Origin of the sequence: Paenibacillus chibensis (assembly GCF_004001045.1) — a bacterium.
GTDB classification, from domain to species: domain Bacteria; phylum Bacillota; class Bacilli; order Paenibacillales; family Paenibacillaceae; genus Paenibacillus_AQ; species Paenibacillus_AQ chibensis.
Genome location: NZ_BIMK01000003.1, coordinates 208229 through 225663, shown reverse-complemented (window position 1 = coordinate 225663; position 17435 = coordinate 208229). Strand labels below are relative to the sequence as shown.

Annotated in this window: 17 protein-coding genes; 11 read left to right on the top strand and 6 right to left on the bottom strand. The window is 50.5% G+C overall.

What is annotated here, in order from left to right; translation table 11 throughout:
- Positions 1 to 17: 17 nt before the first annotated feature.
- Positions 18 to 1802, top strand: coding sequence for a B12-binding domain-containing radical SAM protein (locus PCH05_RS03395; RefSeq protein ID WP_127600671.1), 1785 nt, complete (start codon positions 18 to 20; stop codon positions 1800 to 1802).
- 114 nt (positions 1803 to 1916) lie between these two features.
- Here the strand turns inward: PCH05_RS03395 and PCH05_RS03390 are convergent, their stop codons facing one another.
- From PCH05_RS03390 to mnmL, 4 genes are all read right to left on the bottom strand, one after another.
- Positions 1917 to 2873, bottom strand: coding sequence for an alpha/beta hydrolase (locus tag PCH05_RS03390; protein WP_174806218.1), 957 nt, complete (start codon positions 2871 to 2873; stop codon positions 1917 to 1919).
- A 75-nt stretch (positions 2874 to 2948) separates the two neighbouring features.
- Positions 2949 to 3920 carry a type I phosphomannose isomerase catalytic subunit gene (locus PCH05_RS03385; protein ID WP_127600667.1) on the bottom strand — a complete coding sequence of 324 codons (972 nt, stop codon included), beginning with the start codon at positions 3918 to 3920 and terminating at the stop codon, positions 2949 to 2951.
- 97 nt (positions 3921 to 4017) lie between these two features.
- Positions 4018 to 4602, bottom strand: a complete 585-nt coding sequence (gene mnmM / locus PCH05_RS03380; RefSeq protein ID WP_127600665.1) for a tRNA 5-(aminomethyl)-2-thiouridylate-methyltransferase MnmM — start codon at positions 4600 to 4602, stop codon at positions 4018 to 4020.
- Position 4603: 1 nt separating this feature from the next.
- Positions 4604 to 5557 carry a tRNA modification radical SAM protein MnmL/YtqA gene (gene mnmL / locus PCH05_RS03375; RefSeq protein WP_127600663.1) on the bottom strand — a complete coding sequence of 318 codons (954 nt, stop codon included), beginning with the start codon at positions 5555 to 5557 and terminating at the stop codon, positions 4604 to 4606.
- A 270-nt stretch (positions 5558 to 5827) separates the two neighbouring features.
- On the opposite strand from mnmL, the gene PCH05_RS03370 reads away from it, so the two are divergent.
- Together PCH05_RS03370 and trmB are read left to right on the top strand one after the other, a co-directional pair.
- A complete protein-coding gene (locus PCH05_RS03370; protein WP_127600661.1) occupies positions 5828 to 6016 on the top strand; it encodes a hypothetical protein in 189 nt (62 codons plus the stop codon).
- Positions 6017 to 6262: 246 nt separating this feature from the next.
- Positions 6263 to 7021 (top strand): tRNA (guanosine(46)-N7)-methyltransferase TrmB, encoded by a 759-nt coding sequence (gene trmB, locus PCH05_RS03365; RefSeq protein WP_127600659.1) that lies wholly within the window; start codon positions 6263 to 6265, stop codon positions 7019 to 7021.
- Between the two features lie 55 nt (positions 7022 to 7076).
- On the opposite strand, the gene PCH05_RS03360 is transcribed toward trmB, so the two are convergent.
- Positions 7077 to 8210, bottom strand: a complete 1134-nt coding sequence (locus PCH05_RS03360) for an MGDG synthase family glycosyltransferase (protein WP_127600657.1) — start codon at positions 8208 to 8210, stop codon at positions 7077 to 7079.
- Positions 8211 to 8262: 52 nt separating this feature from the next.
- A complete protein-coding gene (locus PCH05_RS03355; RefSeq protein WP_127600654.1) occupies positions 8263 to 8790 on the bottom strand; it encodes a phosphatase PAP2 family protein in 528 nt (175 codons plus the stop codon).
- Between the two features lie 723 nt (positions 8791 to 9513).
- Between PCH05_RS03355 and PCH05_RS03350 the strand changes: the two genes are divergently transcribed.
- The 8 genes from PCH05_RS03350 (at position 9514) to PCH05_RS03315 (ending at position 17287) form a co-directional block, all read left to right on the top strand.
- Positions 9514 to 10752, top strand: a complete 1239-nt coding sequence (locus PCH05_RS03350) for a glycosyltransferase family 2 protein (protein WP_127600652.1) — start codon at positions 9514 to 9516, stop codon at positions 10750 to 10752.
- 271 nt (positions 10753 to 11023) lie between these two features.
- Entirely contained in the window at positions 11024 to 11521 is a 498-nt protein-coding gene (gene infC, locus PCH05_RS03345; protein ID WP_127600650.1) for a translation initiation factor IF-3, read from the top strand.
- A gap of 18 nt (positions 11522 to 11539) precedes the next feature.
- Complete coding sequence (rpmI, locus tag PCH05_RS03340; protein ID WP_076173245.1) at positions 11540 to 11740, top strand: 50S ribosomal protein L35; 201 nt, start codon at positions 11540 to 11542, stop codon at positions 11738 to 11740.
- A 31-nt stretch (positions 11741 to 11771) separates the two neighbouring features.
- Positions 11772 to 12131, top strand: coding sequence for a 50S ribosomal protein L20 (gene rplT / locus PCH05_RS03335; protein ID WP_127600648.1), 360 nt, complete (start codon positions 11772 to 11774; stop codon positions 12129 to 12131).
- A 427-nt stretch (positions 12132 to 12558) separates the two neighbouring features.
- Positions 12559 to 13593 (top strand): BMP family ABC transporter substrate-binding protein, encoded by a 1035-nt coding sequence (locus PCH05_RS03330; RefSeq protein ID WP_127600646.1) that lies wholly within the window; start codon positions 12559 to 12561, stop codon positions 13591 to 13593.
- Between the two features lie 116 nt (positions 13594 to 13709).
- A complete protein-coding gene (locus PCH05_RS03325) occupies positions 13710 to 15245 on the top strand; it encodes an ABC transporter ATP-binding protein (protein WP_127600644.1) in 1536 nt (511 codons plus the stop codon).
- Positions 15245 to 16324 (top strand): ABC transporter permease, encoded by a 1080-nt coding sequence (locus PCH05_RS03320; protein ID WP_127600642.1) that lies wholly within the window; start codon positions 15245 to 15247, stop codon positions 16322 to 16324. Before PCH05_RS03325 ends, PCH05_RS03320 begins: the two co-directional genes overlap by 1 nt.
- Positions 16325 to 17287, top strand: a complete 963-nt coding sequence (locus tag PCH05_RS03315; RefSeq protein WP_127600640.1) for an ABC transporter permease — start codon at positions 16325 to 16327, stop codon at positions 17285 to 17287.
- The last annotated feature ends 148 nt before the right edge of the window (positions 17288 to 17435 follow it).

Here is a 17435-nt window from a genome sequence, read left to right as displayed (position 1 = left end):
AGAAGGAACGTGAAACCATGAAAGTCATTTTAACAACCTTGAATGCCAAATTTATCCATACCTCACTCGCCATCCGACTGTTGAAGGCATACAGCGAGCATGAATTCGATATCGAGCTGACGGAATATACCATCAAGGACCCGGTCATGAATATCGTCTCGGATCTGTTTCAGCGCAAGCCGGATGTGATCGGTTTTTCCTGTTACATCTGGAACATCGAAGAGACCCTCCGGGTAATTGATATTGTCAAAAAGGTCATGCCTGAAGTCAAGATCATTCTGGGTGGTCCCGAGGTTTCCTATGATACCGGCTATTGGATGGAACGTGCGCAAAGCGTTGACTTCATCGTGATGGGCGATGGCGAGGAAACGCTGCATCATTTGCTCCAGGTGATTGAAGGCGACCGGAAATATCATTTTGTGTACGGGATCGCCTATCGGAAGGGGGAGGAAGTTGTTATCAATCCACCCCGTCCGAAAAGCGATCTGAACTCCCTTCCGTCGCCGCATCGCTTCAAGGAGGATATTCCGCTCTTAAGCAAACGCATCGTCTATTTCGAGACGAGCCGCGGCTGTCCGTTCCAATGCCAATTCTGTCTTTCCAGCATTGAAAACGGGGTGCGCTATTACGACATCGAACGGGTGAAGGCGGATATTACGTATCTCATCGATAACGGCGCCAAGGTGATCAAATTTCTTGACCGCACCTTTAACATCAACCACACCTATGCGATGGAAATGTTCAAGTTTCTGATCGAGAACAATCGCGGCTGCATTTTCCAGTTTGAGATCACGGCGGATATCATGCGTCCCGAGGTGCTGCAATTTTTGGCCGACAACGCGCCTGCAGGGATTTTCCGTTTTGAGATCGGCGTGCAGTCAACGAATGATCCGACGAATGTGCTGGTGAAGCGCCGGCAGAACTTCGAGAAGCTGTCCCGTACCGTCAACATCATCAAGAACAGCGGGCGCATCGCGCAGCATCTGGACTTGATCGCCGGTCTTCCGGAGGAAGATTATGATACGTTCCGCAAAACCTTTAATGACGTGTTTGCGCTCAGACCGGAGGAGCTGCAGCTTGGATTTTTGAAAATGCTGCGCGGAACGGGACTCAGACTGAACGCGGAAAAATACGATTACACCTATATGGATCAAGCGCCGTATGAAATTCTCGGCAGCCACAAGCTTCCATTTGCGGATATCGTTCGCTTGAAGCGGCTGGAGGACGTGCTGGAGAAATACTGGAACGCGCATCGGCTGGACCATACCCTGAATTACCTGATGAAGCATGAGTTTGAATCGCCGTTCGATTTCTTCCAGGAGTTCGGGGATTATTGGGAGGGGCAGGGCTGGCAAAAAATCGGCCACCAGCTGGAGGATTTGTTCATGCGGCTGTCGGCCTTCCTGTCGTATCGCGGTGTAAAGCGGATGGATGTCGTGCTGGGCCTGATGAAGCTGGACTACTTCCAGAATCATAAGTACAAGCCGCGCAAGATTTGGTGGGATGCACCCATTGACAAGGATGAATGGAGCTCGCTGCTGCGTACGGTCCTGGAACGGCCCGAGGAGGTATCCGGCGGCTTCGCGGATCTACAAATGAGTGAACGCGAGCTGCAGAAGCATGCCGTGCTGGAGGTGCTGCCATTCTCGCTGCAGGACGTCCTGGAAGGCGGCACGGGCGAACCGGCCGGGGAAGACGGACGGATTCAGCAGCTGCTGATGGTGCTGTACCAGCAGGATGAAAGCGAGCAGCCGGTATATTATACCCTGGATTTAGCATCGAAGGACTCGGCTGCCGTGTAGACGACGGACTACCATTTAAATTGAAGCATAAAAAACGCTCTTGGCAGTGGAGGATAGGTCCTCCATGCAGCCAGGAGCGTTTTTGGTATAAAGCGTGAAAAAAATCATCCGCATCTAGATGGTTGATGAGTGAGCTGAAGCCTCAGCCGGTATATGGCGGTCCAGCCAATCCAGGACATCGCGGGTCACTTCATCGCGGTTGGTTTCGTTCAGCATTTCATGGCGGCCTTCCGGGTACAATCGGCATTCCACATCCGTAACGCCCAGGTTGCGATAGATGGACTCGAGCCGGCGGACGCCTTTCCCGTTCTGGCCGACCGGATCCTGCTGGCCGCTGAAGAGGTAGATCGGCTTCTGCTTCGGAATGCCTTTGTATCCGCCAGGTTCTTGGATTTCCTCCAGCAGGGCGAAAAAATCGCGAAAGAAGGAGGTCGTGCAGATTACACCGCAGAAGGGATCCTCAATATATCGGTCCACTTCCTCCGGATCCCGGGACAGCCAATCGAAGCGCGTACGGGAGGGGGAGAAGGCGCGGTTGAAGCCGCCAAAAACAATGGCATTCATCAGCAGGCTGCGATGGCTGTCGCCCTGAACCGAGCGCTGTATCGAGGCCAGGAGCCTGCCGGCCTTCAGCATGCCGCGCGGGCCGTTCGTGCCGGATAGAATAAAGCCGTCATAGCCCTCCGATGAGGTCCTGATGACCTTTTGCACCAGGAAGGAGCCCATGCTATGTCCCATCAGGAATAAGGGAACCCCGGGATGGGCATTTCTCAACAGCCCGCCGAGCTGCACGAGGTCCTGGGCCATCAGCTGGAATCCGTTCTCACCAACATCGCCGAGCTTTTCAATGGAGCCTGCCGTAAGTCCATGACCGCGTTGGTCCGAAGCATAGACGGCATAGCCAGCCTGTGTAAGGGCATGAGCAAAGCGAGCGTAACGTTCGGCGGTTTCGCACATGCCGTGCGATATCTGCAGTACAGCCCTGATGCGGGTATCCGGTTCCGGAAGCCATTTATAGACATGGATTTGCGTTCCATGCGGATCGGTCATCGTAAAGGTATGCTCCTGCAATGCCATTCACTCCTTCAGCGTTCAATCCAGCCATCTGATGTATTCTATGCGCTTCATCCCCTTAGAACGATCGCTTTATTCCGGCAAATATGAACGAAGTACGGTAGCCTGGCCCTCCAGCGTATACGAACCGAGGTTGGCAGGCAGAAGGAAGCACTGCCCCGCTTTGTATTCCATGGATCCGCTATTCCAGCTCATCGTTCCGCTGCCTTCGCAAATGACAAGGATAGTAAAGCTTTCAGACGTTGTGGCGAGATTCCATGCCCCGTCTACGATTCCTTTTTCCACAATAAAGTAAGGGGACTTGGCGAGCTGCAGCCACTGGCCGGCGGCAAGCCCATCCGTCTTCATCGTCGTCGCGCCGGAGCCGTCAAAGGCGGTCACATTCAAGGAATCCTCGATATGCAGCTCACGCGGCTTGCCGTCGAGGCCTGGACGGTCGTAATCGTAAATACGGTAAGTCGTATCCGAGTTTTGCTGGATTTCCGCGACCACGACGCCGGCACACAGGGCGTGGACCGTGCCGGCTGGAATGTAGAAGGTATCACCGGCTTCCACGGATACCTCGCGCAGCGTGTCCATCACGGTTCCGTTTTCCAGTGCTTCTTTCATGCTTTCACGGGTCACGCCGTCCTTCAGGCCGTAAATGATTTTGGCTCCCGGCTTGGCGTCAAGCACATACCACATTTCGGTTTTACCGAGCTCTCCCTTGGGAAGCCCTTCATAGTCGTCCGTCGGGTGTACCTGAACGGACAGATTATCATTGCAGTCCAGCAGCTTGATCAGCAGCGGGAAGCGGCCATTTTTCTCCGAGAACCCCTTGCTGCCGAACCATTCCTTACCGAGCTGCTCGCGGATTTGATCCAGTCCCTGCCCGGCAAGCTCGCCATTAACGACGGTGGTGGTGCCGTTCGGATGATCGGCGATCATCCAGCCTTCGCCAATATATCCCTCCGGAGGGGTGAGACCAAACTGCTCGAGGGCGCGGCCGCCCCAAACGCGTTCCTTGAATTCAGGTTGGAATAACAGTGGATAAGGTTGTGTCATAGCTGCATCTTCCTTTCATAGTCAATAATCTGATGGATGAATCAAACCGCGTATTCTGTATATGTTGAGGTGCACATGATGGATGTGGCACTGCGGTTTACCGTTTTTTCTCAATCGCGATGGCGTAGGGCGCATCGCTGCGCTGAAGCTGCCGGTATACGATACTTTGGCAAATCTCCTGCGGGAGGCTTGAAGCCCAAGCCGTCACAGCCGCAGCTTCCGCTTCTCCGCCGGGATGTCCCGGATAAAGCACGGCTGTGATGATTCCTTTCGGACGAAGCAGCGTAAGTGCCGCTTCAAGTGCCTGAAGGGTGCTGCCGGTCTCCGTAATAATCTGTTTGTCGGCATCCTGCGACGGCAAATAGCCGAGATTGAACATCACGGCGCCCACGCTTCCGTGTTCCTCCGGCGGAAGGCATTCCTTCATCAAGCCATGGCTGGCGAGAAAGAGCGTAACAGGAGCCAGGCTGCCAGCCGGCTCCCGGGAGATGCGCTGCTCGGTAAGCGCCAGCGCCTGCTCCTGAATGTCGAAGCCGTAGACCCGTCCTTTGGCGCCAACCGCTTTGGCTAGAAAGACCGTGTCGGCACCCGTACCTACGGTTGCGTCAATGGCGGCATCCCCCGGCCGGAGACGGCCTTCGATCTCCTTGTGCGCGAAGCTCAGTACCGAAAGAAAGCCCATGTTACGCTTCCCTCCAATACTTGCCTTGCCAGGAATCCCGTGTTCTCAGCTCCGCATCAATGCCATTCAGCACTTCCCACTTCTTAAGGCTCCATGTCGGGCCGATGAGAAGCTTGCGCGGGGCGTCGCCGGTGAGCCGGTGTACAATCATATCCGGCGGCAGCATTTCCAGCGTATCGGCTATCAGCTTGATGTATTCGTCCTGCTCGAGGAAGCGCAGCAGGCCGGCTTCGTATTGCCGCACCATCGGCGTTCCTTTCATCAGATGCAGCAGGTGAATTTTAATGCCCTGAACATCCATGTGCGCGACGGCGCGCCCGGTGTCCAGCATCATTTCATGGGTCTCCTGCGGCAGACCGTAGATGATATGCGCGCATACCCGGATGCCCCGTTTGCGGAGCTTCTCGACCGCATCGACAAAGCACTGGGTATCATGGGCGCGGTTAATCAGTTCGGAGGTCGAGTCGTGAACCGTCTGCAGCCCCATTTCGACCCACAGATAGGTTCTTTCGTTCAGTTCTGCCAAATATTCGATGACATCGTCCGGCAGGCAATCCGGACGGGTCGCAATCGATAAGCCGACAACGCCGGGCTGCTCCAGAATGGTCTCGTAATACTCCCGCAGGACTTCCACCGGAGCATAGGTGTTGGTATAGGCTTGAAAATAGCCGATGTATTTGGCGCTCGGCCATTTCAGATGCTGCTTGTCCCGGATATCGCCAAACTGGGTGACGAGGTCATCGCGCCGTTTGCCGGCAAAGTCGCCCGACCCTCTGGCACTGCAGAAGGTGCAGCCGCCTCTGGCGATCGTGCCGTCGCGGTTTGGACAAGTAAAGCCTGCGTCGAGCATAACTTTAAATACTTTTTCGTTAAACTCGCCGCGCATTTCGTAATTCCAGGTATGAAATCTTTTGTCTCCCCACAAGCGCGGAGATTCAGCCGTTGGTAGGTTCATTCCAAGGTGCTCCTTTGTATAGATCAGCAAGGTTGATAACCGGTAGTGTTTTTACGCTTGCTCTATTGTAGCAAAAAAAATCGGCAAAGGGTATGAAAGGCGAAAGAACGAGTCATTTTGAGCATAAAACGGGCATATGCTTTATTGAAATAACTTACATGAAATGTTATCTTTAAAGTAGCGTCAAACGCTTTCATCTTGGGTAAGAATATAGCAGAATTCATAAAAGCATGACGTTCCGGCTACCATATTATCCGTGAGGTGATAATGATGAATTCTTTAACCGCAGAGGCATCAGGGAAGGGCAAGATCGCTGTGGAATTGACTCCGGAAGAAGCGCTTGCCTTGACGGGCGTTAAATTTAACGGGAATCCGGAGGTTACGGCAGAAGCCCGCCGAAAAATTCGCAAAGCGTTCGAAAAGACATTTGATTTTCAGTATCAAGATAGGTTAGACTAACAACAATGAAATCGTTGGACCCCAATTCCAAATAGATTTGGAAAAGGAATTCTGCGCCCCTCTGTTTGCAGGGAGGCCGGGATTCTTTTTCTTTTATTCGGGGGAAAAGATCGCTTCGAATGCAATTTCTTCTGCTCGCGCTCTTTACATTTGTCCGTATCTTCGGCACAATATTGCAGTAGCCGTCCGCAGCGGGCATGCCTGAAGCGGATGCCGGACAGTTCAGTATGAAAGCGGAGGTATAACATGCGTTTACGCGGCAGAAAAGGAATCCGGGAGAATCTCGAGGAGCAGGAAGGCTTCGTTGTTCTCGATCCCCGGTCGTATAAAGGAAAGTGGCACACGCTTTTTGGCAATGATCATCCGATTTATGTGGAGCTTGGCATGGGCAAGGGACAGTTTATCAGCCAGATGAGCTTCCGGAACCCGGATATTAATTTTATAGGCATCGATATGTATGACGAGCTTCTTCGCCGGGCGAGCGAGAAGGCGCGGTTGGCCTGGTCTGAGCGGAATGTCGAAGTTCCGCCGAATTTGCGCCTTGCTTTGGCCAATGTCGAGTTTTTGGAAGAAGTGTTTGCTGAAGGCGAAATCGAGCGGATTTTTCTGAATTTCAGTGATCCTTGGCCCAAAGCCAAGCATGCGCGCCGCCGTTTGACACATCCTCGTTTTTTGGAGAAATACCGCACTTTGCTGAATGCCAACGGGGAAATTCATTTGAAGACCGACTCACAGACGCTGTTTGAATTCTCGCTAAATGCCTTTGCGGACTACGGTCTGCAGATGACGAACATTTCGCTGAGCCTTCACCGGGAGGGCGCGAATGAGGAGCATGTCATGACCGAATACGAAACGAAGTTTTTCGGACAGGGCGTGAACATTCACCGCTGCGAGGCAATTGTGGGGGATGAGGCGCTGCGGCGTTACCAGGAGCACCGGCTCGACAACTACCGCCTGCAGGAGAAGCCGCAGAAGCCGGAGTCGGCTGCAGAGGACGAAGCGTAATTCAACCAGTAAAGAAATTCATCGCGAACATAAACATGAAAAAGAAGGTGCCTTCCTACGAAGGCACCTTCTTTGATTCCAGCATATCGATGATGCTCTGCGCGCTTTCCAGCGGACGGTAGCGGGCAATGCCTTTCAGCTGCTCTTCCCTGCGCGCGCGGATGGCGTCGAGCTCATGGGTGAGCTTGTTCATCCATTTCACGATGACTTCCAGCGAAGAAATGGGCTCGCCCAAACCCTGTGCCGTGAAATAATGGCAGTTCTCTTCCTCCTGACCCGGGAGGGGATGATGAAAGAGCATGGGAATCCCTTTGGAGAGCCCCTCGGTGCAGGTCATTCCGCCGGGTTTGGTGACCAGCAGATCCGATACCTCCATCAGCTTATCCACTTCAAGCGTAAAGCCGATGAGACGGATGTTGGGATGGTTATAGCGGGGGTCGAGCTCCAGCTTCTTCAGCGCCTTCTCATTGTTTCCGAGACAGAAAAGAAATTGGACATCATCTCTCCATCTTGTCAAAAAGTCGTTGATGACCTCATCGCTCATGATGCCCCAGCCGCCGCCCATGACCATGACGGTAGGCATATCCTTCAGCTGAAATTTCGACAGGATTTCCTCTTTTTCAGGATGCTCCCAAAAGCTGGGGTGGACCGGAATGCCTGTTACCTTGATGCGCGTTGGGGGCACCCCTTGATGAATCATCTTGTTACGCACCTCTTGGGTGGAGACGAGATATCGGTCGACCTCGGGACTGATCCATGTTCCATGGGCGTCGTAATCGGTGATGACCGTGCACAGCAGAATTTTTTCGCCGAGACGCTTCAGGCGGGAAATGACGGCGCTCGGGATCGGATGCGTACATACGACAATATCCGGCCTGAGCTGATTGACGACATTTTTCGTGTGCGTATAAAAGATGCGGTGCAGCGCGAGCGTCGTAAACCGGTTCAGCGACTTGTTATATTGATGGCGGTACATCATGCCGACCAGCCTAGGCTGGGAAAGCACGGTCTTTTTATATGCTGTAATGATTAAAGGCGCAACCTTCGGGTTCAAAAAACTTCCAAGTTCAAGGACTTTCGTCTGAACATTCGGTGAGAGTTTGCGTAGACTGCTTGAGAGTGCGTACGCAGCTCGAGTATGTCCAGCACCGAAGCCTTCAGATAATAACAATACTCTTTTTTTTATCACTCTCAATTCACCTGTTCCTGCATGTTTTTCCTTATACCCAACATAATCGACTTTAGGGCCACAATGCAACTGTTACTGCGGCTACGGATGTGCTGATGATCGCACCCGCGAGAACATCTGAGGGGTAATGAAGGCCCAGATAGATCCGGGAAAACCCTACCAAAAGGCTCAGAGGCAGGAACAGATAGATCCATTCCGGATGCCCCAGGATCAGCGGGATGGCCACAGAAAAGGCGGCCGTCGTATGACCGGACGGAAAAGAATGATCTTTAAGCGGATTGCGGAACGTACGCGTTCCCGGCAATGCCAGATGGGGGCGAAGCCTAGGATACAGCTTTTTGGCGGCAGCGACCGGCACATGGCTTACAGCCAGCGATACGGCAGCCTGCGCGCCGGACTTGCTCCACGAAGGGGAGCCGAAGTACCAGATCAGCACGCTTGCGGCAATCGCGAAGGTGGCGCCGCCCAGGTGGGTTAAATAATAGAGCCAAAAATTAAGAAAACGATTATGGAGACGTCCGTTAATATACTTAAACAGCTTCCTGTCGATCCGCATGAATCCCATGAGCAAACGTCTCATTCCATTCCCCCGATTATGCCTTTCTCAAGGCTGTATTTGTCTTGCGGCGGCTTAAGGAACCTTCCACTTTCAATTAATCATATTTTCTATCGGAGTCTTTTTCAAGGCGAAAGTCCTGTATTCCGGGTAGAAGAGGGGTAATTTTGACTTCACTTTACAGAACCTTTACAATGATTCAAACAGCGACCGTGCGTTTAAAAGATGAGAAAGTATAAAATTCGAAGAAGGGTTTTCTATCTTGCCGGATCGATTCAAGCAAGCCTTCTTTTGAATAAGATGCGTCTATGCGCGTTTTTTAACCGTAAACAAAACCTGGCTTGACCTCAACTTTTCGTGGACTTATCTCGTTTATAAATATGGAATAAGGTTATGATGGGATTCAGAACTGGATTGATGATTAAAAAAAGGGGGGACTAAAGAAATAAAATAACGGTAAATAGCTGAAAATAAGAACTAACGGTCATGAATATAAGCTTGATGTGTGTCAGACGGTCAGGATAACGCTTCTATTCCGCTTTTTAGGAACAGGGGCAGTTATTGAGCTTTTGACAAAAAGCTGAAAACCGTGGAAAATCGATATGTCGTTCGAAGACATACGGAAAAATGAAAAATTCGAATGCCAAGGGTCTAAGGGTCATAGAAAAAAGAACCGTAAAAAAGAATCCGTAATCTACAGAGAGAAAAATCGATTATGAGGGGTAAAAAAGGGGGGTTCTGAGAATCATGATAGACGCCATTTTTATCGCGTTGCAGGTTCTTCTTGCCGCGATCGGTGTATACCAGTTTGTGTTCTCAATATTGGGTCTGTACAGGAAAAAGAAGAAACGGCATTACTCGGCAACAAAATCCTTTGCCGTGCTGGTGGCCGCTCATAACGAGGAGCAGGTCGTAGGCGCGCTGATGGAGAACCTGAAGCAGCTGGACTATCCGAAGGAGCTGTATGACGTTTTCGTCATCTGCGACAACTGTACGGACAATACGGCGAAGATCGTCCGGGAGCACGGCATGAATGCCTGTGTCCGCACGAACAACAATCTTCGCGGCAAAGGCTATGCCATCGAATGGATGCTCAAAGAGCTCTGGGCAATGCCTCGCCAGTATGATGCCGTCGTCATGTTCGACGCGGACAATCTGGCGGATGTCAACTTCCTGAAGGAAATGAACGATGATCTGTGCTCCGGCGCACGCGTTATTCAAGGATACATCGATACCAAGAATCCGGAGGATTCCTGGATCACGGCCGCTTACGGTATTTCGTATTGGTACATCAACCGTTTGTGGCAGCTTTCGCGCCATAACATGAACATGGCCAACTTCCTCGGCGGTACGGGGATGTGTTTTGAAACCAATCTGCTGAAGGAAATCGGCTGGGGAGCGACCAGCCTGGTAGAGGACCTTGAATTTACGATGCGCAGCGTAAAACGCGGCGTGTATCCGAAATTCAATTACGATGCCAAAGTATTCGACGAGAAGCCTTTGACCTTCAAAGCTTCGGCAAGACAGCGCCTGCGCTGGATGCAGGGACACTTTACGGTGGCACGCCGCTACTTCTTCCCGCTGCTCTGGCAGAGCATCAAGGAACGCAGCCTGGTTAAGCTTGACCTAGCTTTATATGGAGCGAACGTATATATCGTGCTTCTGACTTTCCTGATGACTGCGATCATGTGGGTGGACAGTACATTTTTCCAGGGTCCGCATATTGCGAACCTGTACGGATACCTGCCGGTGTGGCTCAGCTTCACAGCTATTGCGGCTAACGTGTTTACGTTCCTTGCAGCCATGTTCCTGGAAAAGGTGACTTACAAGAAGGTGTATCTGTATTTGATCCTCTTCCCGATTTACCTGATTTCCTGGTATCCGATTACGTTCTACGCATTCTTTACGCAGAACAACAAGCAATGGAGCCATACGGAGCATACTCGTGTCGTACGCCTGGAGGAAGTCCAAAGCAAGCAGGGATAATTTTTGGCGCTCAAGGTTGACAGGGGCGAGACTTGCGTGGTAATATACTCAAGTACTTTAATAACAAATGGATTTTCAAGCAGAAGCACCAGCTTCTCACCTGACTGACGAAGGTTGGCGGGTCATGGTCCGATGATTTATGAATGCGAAATTTCATGAAGAATTGATCATAGGGATGCTGGTAGATGACACCGGTATCCCTTTTAATTTTGCTTTTTCTTGAGAATCACCCATAAGAACATGGAGGTGGACGGTTATCAGTAAGGATCATATGATTAATGACGAAATTCGGGCGAAGGAAGTTCGTTTGGTCGGCGCGGAAGGCGAACAGATCGGTATCAAACCGATTCGGGAAGCACTTCAAATGGCGATGGACCTGAATCTTGACTTGGTGAATGTGGCGCCTCAGGCGAAACCACCGGTATGCCGCATCATGGATTACGGCAAGTTCCGCTATGAGCAGCAGAAAAAAGAAAAAGAGGCCCGTAAGAATCAGAAAATCGTTGATATCAAAGAAGTATGGTTCCGAGCTAACATTGAGGAGCATGATTATCAAACCAAGCTTCGCAATGTCGTCAAGTTTTTGAAAGAAGGCGACAAAGTGAAATGCTCCGTCCGTTTCCGCGGACGTGAGATCACTCACGCCAACATTGGCCAAAAGATTTTGGAACGCGTCAAAGCAGAGGTCGCCGAGATTTCCGCAGTTGAACGCCAACCGAAATTGGAAGGCCGCAGCATGATTATGATTCTGGCTCCAAAAGCCCAATAGTCCTGAGGAGGAAGTACAATGCCTAAAATGAAAACACATAGCAGCCTGAAAGGCCGCTTCAAAGTAACTGGTTCCGGTAAAGTAACTCGTTACAAAGCTTACAGAAACCATTTGCTTTCCCACAAATCCAAACGCGCTAAACGCGTGCTCGCTGGTAACCCAGAAATGGCTCCGGGGGATGTAAGACGCTTGAAACAAGGCTTGGCTAACTTGAAATAGTTAACAACACATTTTTGGGAGGTTTATTATTATGGCAAGAGTAAAGGGCGGATTCGTTGTTCGTCGTAGACATAAGAAAGTATTGAAACTTGCAAAAGGTTATTTCGGTTCCAAACACCGCATTTTTAAAACAGCTAACGAACAAGTGATGAAGTCTTTGGTATATGCATACCGTGACCGTCGTCAAACCAAACGTAACCTGCGCAGATTGTGGATCGTTCGTATCAACGCGGCTGCCCGCATGAACGGATTGTCCTACAACAAACTGATGCACGGTTTGAAACTGGCTGGCGTGGACATCAACCGCAAAATGCTGGCTGATCTCGCTGTGAATGACATCAACGCATTCAACTCCATCGCTACTGTTGCAAAAGGTAAAATCAACGCTTAATCTAGCGTTCATTGTATAAGTAAAACCGCCTTAACCGGCGGTTTTTTTTGGAATGAAAACGGGCCTATCGTGATGCGAGCAAAAGTGACATTGATACGCCATGGAAGAGAAGTAGCAGGGCAACCATATCGTAATGGTACGGTAATCTTTTAACGCATTAACGCATTTTGTCACAATATGTGACATTTACGTTACGTAAACTGTATTATTTTACCATTATAAAGCGCTTTCTTTTATTTTTGCTCAAAAAAAATTTCGTTTCGGATATAAATATGCTGGATTTTGACGATACGAGCAGGTATAATCTGAAATGTGAAAAGTCCAACATTTGTACAAGCCTTTTCTTGCGATTAATTGACCATAGATCAATTGCTTGCGGGGCTGGACGAATGAGAGGAAAGAATTCATTCTAGGGGGACAAATTTCAATGAAAAAGATGTTCAAATTATCGCTGATTATGCTGCTCGCGTTTTCAGTCGTGCTTGCTGGCTGCGGTAAAAAGAAAGAAGAGACAGGCGCATCCGGCGGAGATTCTGCGGGAACTGCAAAGTCCGCTGTTAAAGTAGGTCTGGTAACTGACGTGGGCGGGGTTAATGATAAATCCTTTAACCAATCCGCTTGGGAAGCACTTCAAGGCTTGGAAAAAGACAAAGGCATCACAGCTAAATACCTGCAATCGAAATCCAAAGAAGACTATGTAACAAACCTGAACAAATACGTTAAAGACAAATATGACCTGACTTGGGGCATTGGCTTTGACCTCGGAGCGGACATGAAAACCGTTGCAGACCAAAATCCGGATGCACACCTGGCGATCATCGATGCAGTTGTCGACGCTCCTAACGTACGCTCTGTAACGTTTGCAGAGAACGAAGGTGCTTTCCTGGTTGGTGTCGTTGCTGGTAAAATGACGAAAACAGGTAAAGTCGGCTTTGTCGGCGGTTCTGAAATTCCGGTTATCAAACGTTTTGAAGCAGGCTTCAAGGCTGGCGTGAAACAAGCTAACCCTAACGCTGAAATCAAAATCAACTACACTGGCGCATTCGACAAGCCTGACCAAGGTAAAGCGGCTGCAGCTACCATGTACAATGACGGCGTAGACATCATCTTCCACGCTGCTGGCGCTACTGGTACTGGCGTGTTTAACGAAGCGATTTCCCGTAACAAAGCTGGCGGCAGCAAAGTTTGGGTTATCGGCGTAGACAAAGACCAATCCCTGGAATTCGGCGATGACGTTACACTGACTTCCATGGTTAAAGGCGTATCCACAGCGGTTGACAAGGTAACGAAAGAAGTCATCGACGGTACGTTCAAAGGCGGAGCTGAGACATTGGGTCTGAAAGAAGACGGCGTTGGCTTGGCTGATACTTCGAGCAAAAACGTTCCTGCGGACGTGCTTAAAGAAGTGGAAGATTACAAACAAAAAATCATCAGCGGCGAAATCAAAGTTCCTGAAGAATAATCTTCAAGCGCTGATCATCTGAGAATTTAATGTGTTTATTAAACGGCAAGGCTGGTTGATATAACTGGCCTTGTCTTACGTTCTTTAGCAAAAAATATTGAAATAAGGGTGATCTCATGGATGCAGCAACCCCTGTCGTTGAGTTAAAGCAGATAACCAAACGCTTTCCCGGCATCGTTGCCAACGACTCCATCAGCTTGAAGCTGCACAAGGGCGAAATCCATGCACTGCTCGGGGAGAATGGTGCAGGTAAATCAACCTTGATGAACATTGTTTTCGGATTGTATCAACCGGATGAAGGCAGTATTGAAGTGAATGGCAAGCCTGTTATGATTGACAGCCCGAATAAGGCGATTGAGCTCGGCATCGGGATGGTGCATCAGCATTTCAAGCTGGTTCAGCCTTTTACGGTAACAGAAAATATCATCCTGGGCATGGAGCCGAAGAAAATGGGCATTCAGGTAGATTACAAGACTTCGGTTGCCAAGATTAAAAAGCTCTCGGACCAATACGGTCTCAAAGTAAATCCGAATGCCAAGATTCAGGATATTTCCGTCGGCATGCAGCAACGCGTCGAAATTTTGAAGACGCTTTATCGCGGTGCGGATATTCTGATCTTTGACGAGCCGACGGCTGTGCTAACACCGCAGGAAATCAGCGAATTGATGGGGATTATGAAGCGCCTCGTTGAGGAAGGCAAGTCGATCATTCTCATTACCCACAAGCTGAAAGAGATCATGCAGATTTCGGATACGGTGACGATCATCCGCCGGGGCAAGGTGATTGATACCTTGAAAACGGCAGAAACCAATCCGAATGAGCTGGCCGAGAAAATGGTCGGACGCAGCGTGTCCTTCAAAGTGGACAAGAAGCCGGCGACGCCGAAAGAAACGGTGCTTGAGGTTAAAGGACTGACGGCTAAAAATAAGGATGCTATTGCGGTCCTGAATAATCTGAATCTTAAAGTCCGTGCAGGCGAGATCCTGGGCATTGCGGGCGTGGATGGCAACGGACAAAGCGAGCTGATCGAGGCTTTAACCGGCCTTAGACATGTGGATACCGGGATCATTGAGCTGAACGGCAAGGACATTACGAACAAAAGTCCGCGCCAGATCACGGAAAGCGGCGTATCTCATATACCGGAAGATCGTCATAAGCATGGACTCGTCCTTGATTTCTCCATGAGTGAAAATATGGTTTTGGAAACATATTATCAGGCGCCGTACAATCGCGGCGGCTTCTTGAAGAAAGGCGCAATCGACAAGCAGGCGAAACGCCTGATCGAGCATTTTGACGTCAGAACGCCAAGCATTGAGACCAAAGCCCGTTCCCTGTCCGGAGGTAACCAGCAGAAGGCGATTATAGCCCGGGAAATAGATAAAAATCCGGATCTGCTGATCGCGGCCCAGCCGACTCGCGGTTTGGACGTCGGTGCCATCGAGTTCGTCCAAAAGCAGCTGGTAGCGCAGCGGGATCAAGGCAAAGCCGTACTGCTTATTTCCTTTGAGCTGGATGAGATTATTAACGTTTCCGACCGGATTGCCGTTATTTATGAGGGGCAAATCGTCGGGGAAGTGCTTCCGGAGCAAACCAATGACCAGGAGCTCGGTCTCATGATGGCAGGCAGTAAGATTGCGGGAGGGAAGGCATAATGAGCAAAGTATTTAAAATCTTTTCTGTGAACAACCTCCTGGTGCCTGTCGTAGCCATTATTCTCGGCCTCATCGTTGGTGCCATTATTATGCTGATCGGCGGTTATGATCCGCTGCTTGCTTACAGCTCCTTGTTTTCAACCGTTTTTGGCAATCCGTATGATTTCGGGGAAGCGATCCGCGAAATTACGCCGCTGATTATGACGGGTTTGGCGGTTGCCTTTGCATTCCGCGCCGGCTTGTTTAACATTGGTGCGGAAGGTCAATACATTATGGGGATGACGGCAGCTACAGCAGTAGGGATCAAACTGTCCGGTCTTCCGATCGTCGTGCATGCGCTGGTTGCGATTATTGCCGGCGGCCTTGCCGGCGGCATTTGGGCTGGCATTACCGGTTACCTGAAAGCCAAACGCGGCGTGAATGAGGTTATTATCTCGATCATGCTGAACTGGACCGCGCTGTATTTCGGTAACTATATCGTGAGAAATTTCCTGCTCCAGAAGGGGCAGCAAAAATCCGAGGAAATCAAGGATACCGCTTCTATTTCGATCGGCTGGTTGTCCGATGCATTCGATAATGCGCGGATGCACTGGGGGACGGTCATTGCGATATTAGCAGCCGTGTTCTTCTTTATCTACATGTGGAAGAGCAAGCAGGGCTATGAGCTCAGAGCGGTTGGACACAATGCGGATGCTGCGAAATATGCCGGCATGAACGTGAAGAAAAACATCGTCAAAGCGATGTTTATCAGTGGTGTCTTTGCCGGATTGGGCGGAGCTTTCCAGGTTCTGGGCGTGTTCCATTACCAGGCCATCTTTACGGGCTCGCCGGGCGTAGGCTTTGACGGCATCGCGGTGGCGCTGATCGGCATGAACCATCCATTCGGTATTTTGTTGTCCGCATCGCTGTTCGGCGTGCTGACTTACGGCTCCGCAGGCATGAGCTTCGGTGCGGATGTTCCGCCTGAAATTATTCGGATCGTTATCGGTTCGATCATATTCTTCATTGCTGCACAAGGTATTGTGCGCTGGGTTCTCAAACCCTTGTATCTAAAGCGCAAGAAAGAGAAGGTGTTGTAAATGGATTGGATGACAACAATCGGCCAGCTGATTAATACGACGCTTGTATTTTCTACGGCGCTCATCTTTGCTGCCATGGGCGGCATCTTCTCTGAACGTTCCGGTGTCACCAATATTGGTATCGAGGGATTGATGACTTTCGGCGCATTCGCTGCCGGCGTCGCATCCTATTATGCGGAAAATGCCGGCATGGAAGGTGCTTCTCCGTATGTCGGCTTGCTGGCTGCGCTGGTCATGGGGATTATAGCATCGTTGATTCATGCCGTCGCGTCCATCACCTTCAAGGCCGATCAGGTTATCAGTGGTGTCGTCATTAACTTCCTGGCGGCTGGCAGCACGCTTTACATGGTTAAATTGCTGTTCGACGGCGCTGGCGAAACGACGCTTCTGAAGTTTGGTCTGGATAAATGGCCTGTTCCGTTTCTGTCGAAAATACCGATTATCGGAGAAGGGATCTTTAACAACTACCCGACCACGTATCTGGCGATAATTCTGGTGCTGGTATCTTTCTATGTGCTGTACAAAACGTCGTTTGGACTTCGCCTCCGCTCGGTCGGCGAACATCCGAGCGCTGCGGATACGGTGGGGGTCAAGGTGCTTCGCATGCGCTATATCGGCGTTATTTTGAGCGGCGCGCTTGCTGCTCTGGGCGGTGCGACGATCACGCTGACCACGACCAATACGTTCTCGTATAATACGATTTCAGGTCAAGGCTTTATCGCGATCGCGGCGATGATTTTCGGTAAATGGAATCCGCTTGGCGCCTTTGGCGCAGCCGTATTCTTCGGCTTCTCCCAGGCAATTGGAAATTATTTTCAATTGTTCGCCTGGTCCAAGGATATTCCGCAAGAGTTTATCTACATGCTGCCTTATGTGCTCACGGTTATCGTGCTCGTGGCTGCAGTCGGGAAATCTTCGGCACCTGCCGCACTCGGGGAACCGTACGATCCGGGCAAGCGATAAAACGAATACAAGCAAGTCAAAAAAGGCTGCATTCCTTCATAGGGATGCAGCCTTTTTGCGTTGTTGAAGGATAGAGGCGGCGCAACGCTAGGTTAATAACTTGGAGGTACACCGGGCTATGGAACAGGCGCGTTCGATATGTGCGGAA

Bases quoted from the DNA above. Each gene is read 5' to 3' on its own strand.
- PCH05_RS03395 (WP_127600671.1), top strand. From the start codon at position 18: ATGAAAGTCATTTTAACAACCTTGAATGCCAAATTTATCCATACCTCA.
- PCH05_RS03385 (WP_127600667.1), bottom strand. From the start codon at position 3,920: ATGACACAACCTTATCCACTGTTATTCCAACCTGAATTCAAGGAACGC.
- mnmM (WP_127600665.1), bottom strand. From the start codon at position 4,602: ATGGGCTTTCTTTCGGTACTGAGCTTCGCGCACAAGGAGATCGAAGGC.
- mnmL (WP_127600663.1), bottom strand. From the start codon at position 5,557: ATGAACCTACCAACGGCTGAATCTCCGCGCTTGTGGGGAGACAAAAGA.
- PCH05_RS03370 (WP_127600661.1), top strand. From the start codon at position 5,828: ATGAATTCTTTAACCGCAGAGGCATCAGGGAAGGGCAAGATCGCTGTG.
- trmB (WP_127600659.1), top strand. From the start codon at position 6,263: ATGCGTTTACGCGGCAGAAAAGGAATCCGGGAGAATCTCGAGGAGCAG.
- PCH05_RS03355 (WP_127600654.1), bottom strand. From the start codon at position 8,790: ATGAGACGTTTGCTCATGGGATTCATGCGGATCGACAGGAAGCTGTTT.
- PCH05_RS03350 (WP_127600652.1), top strand. From the start codon at position 9,514: ATGATAGACGCCATTTTTATCGCGTTGCAGGTTCTTCTTGCCGCGATC.
- infC (WP_127600650.1), top strand. From the start codon at position 11,024: ATGATTAATGACGAAATTCGGGCGAAGGAAGTTCGTTTGGTCGGCGCG.
- rpmI (WP_076173245.1), top strand. From the start codon at position 11,540: ATGCCTAAAATGAAAACACATAGCAGCCTGAAAGGCCGCTTCAAAGTA.
- rplT (WP_127600648.1), top strand. From the start codon at position 11,772: ATGGCAAGAGTAAAGGGCGGATTCGTTGTTCGTCGTAGACATAAGAAA.
- PCH05_RS03330 (WP_127600646.1), top strand. From the start codon at position 12,559: ATGAAAAAGATGTTCAAATTATCGCTGATTATGCTGCTCGCGTTTTCA.
- PCH05_RS03325 (WP_127600644.1), top strand. From the start codon at position 13,710: ATGGATGCAGCAACCCCTGTCGTTGAGTTAAAGCAGATAACCAAACGC.
- PCH05_RS03320 (WP_127600642.1), top strand. From the start codon at position 15,245: ATGAGCAAAGTATTTAAAATCTTTTCTGTGAACAACCTCCTGGTGCCT.
- PCH05_RS03315 (WP_127600640.1), top strand. From the start codon at position 16,325: ATGGATTGGATGACAACAATCGGCCAGCTGATTAATACGACGCTTGTA.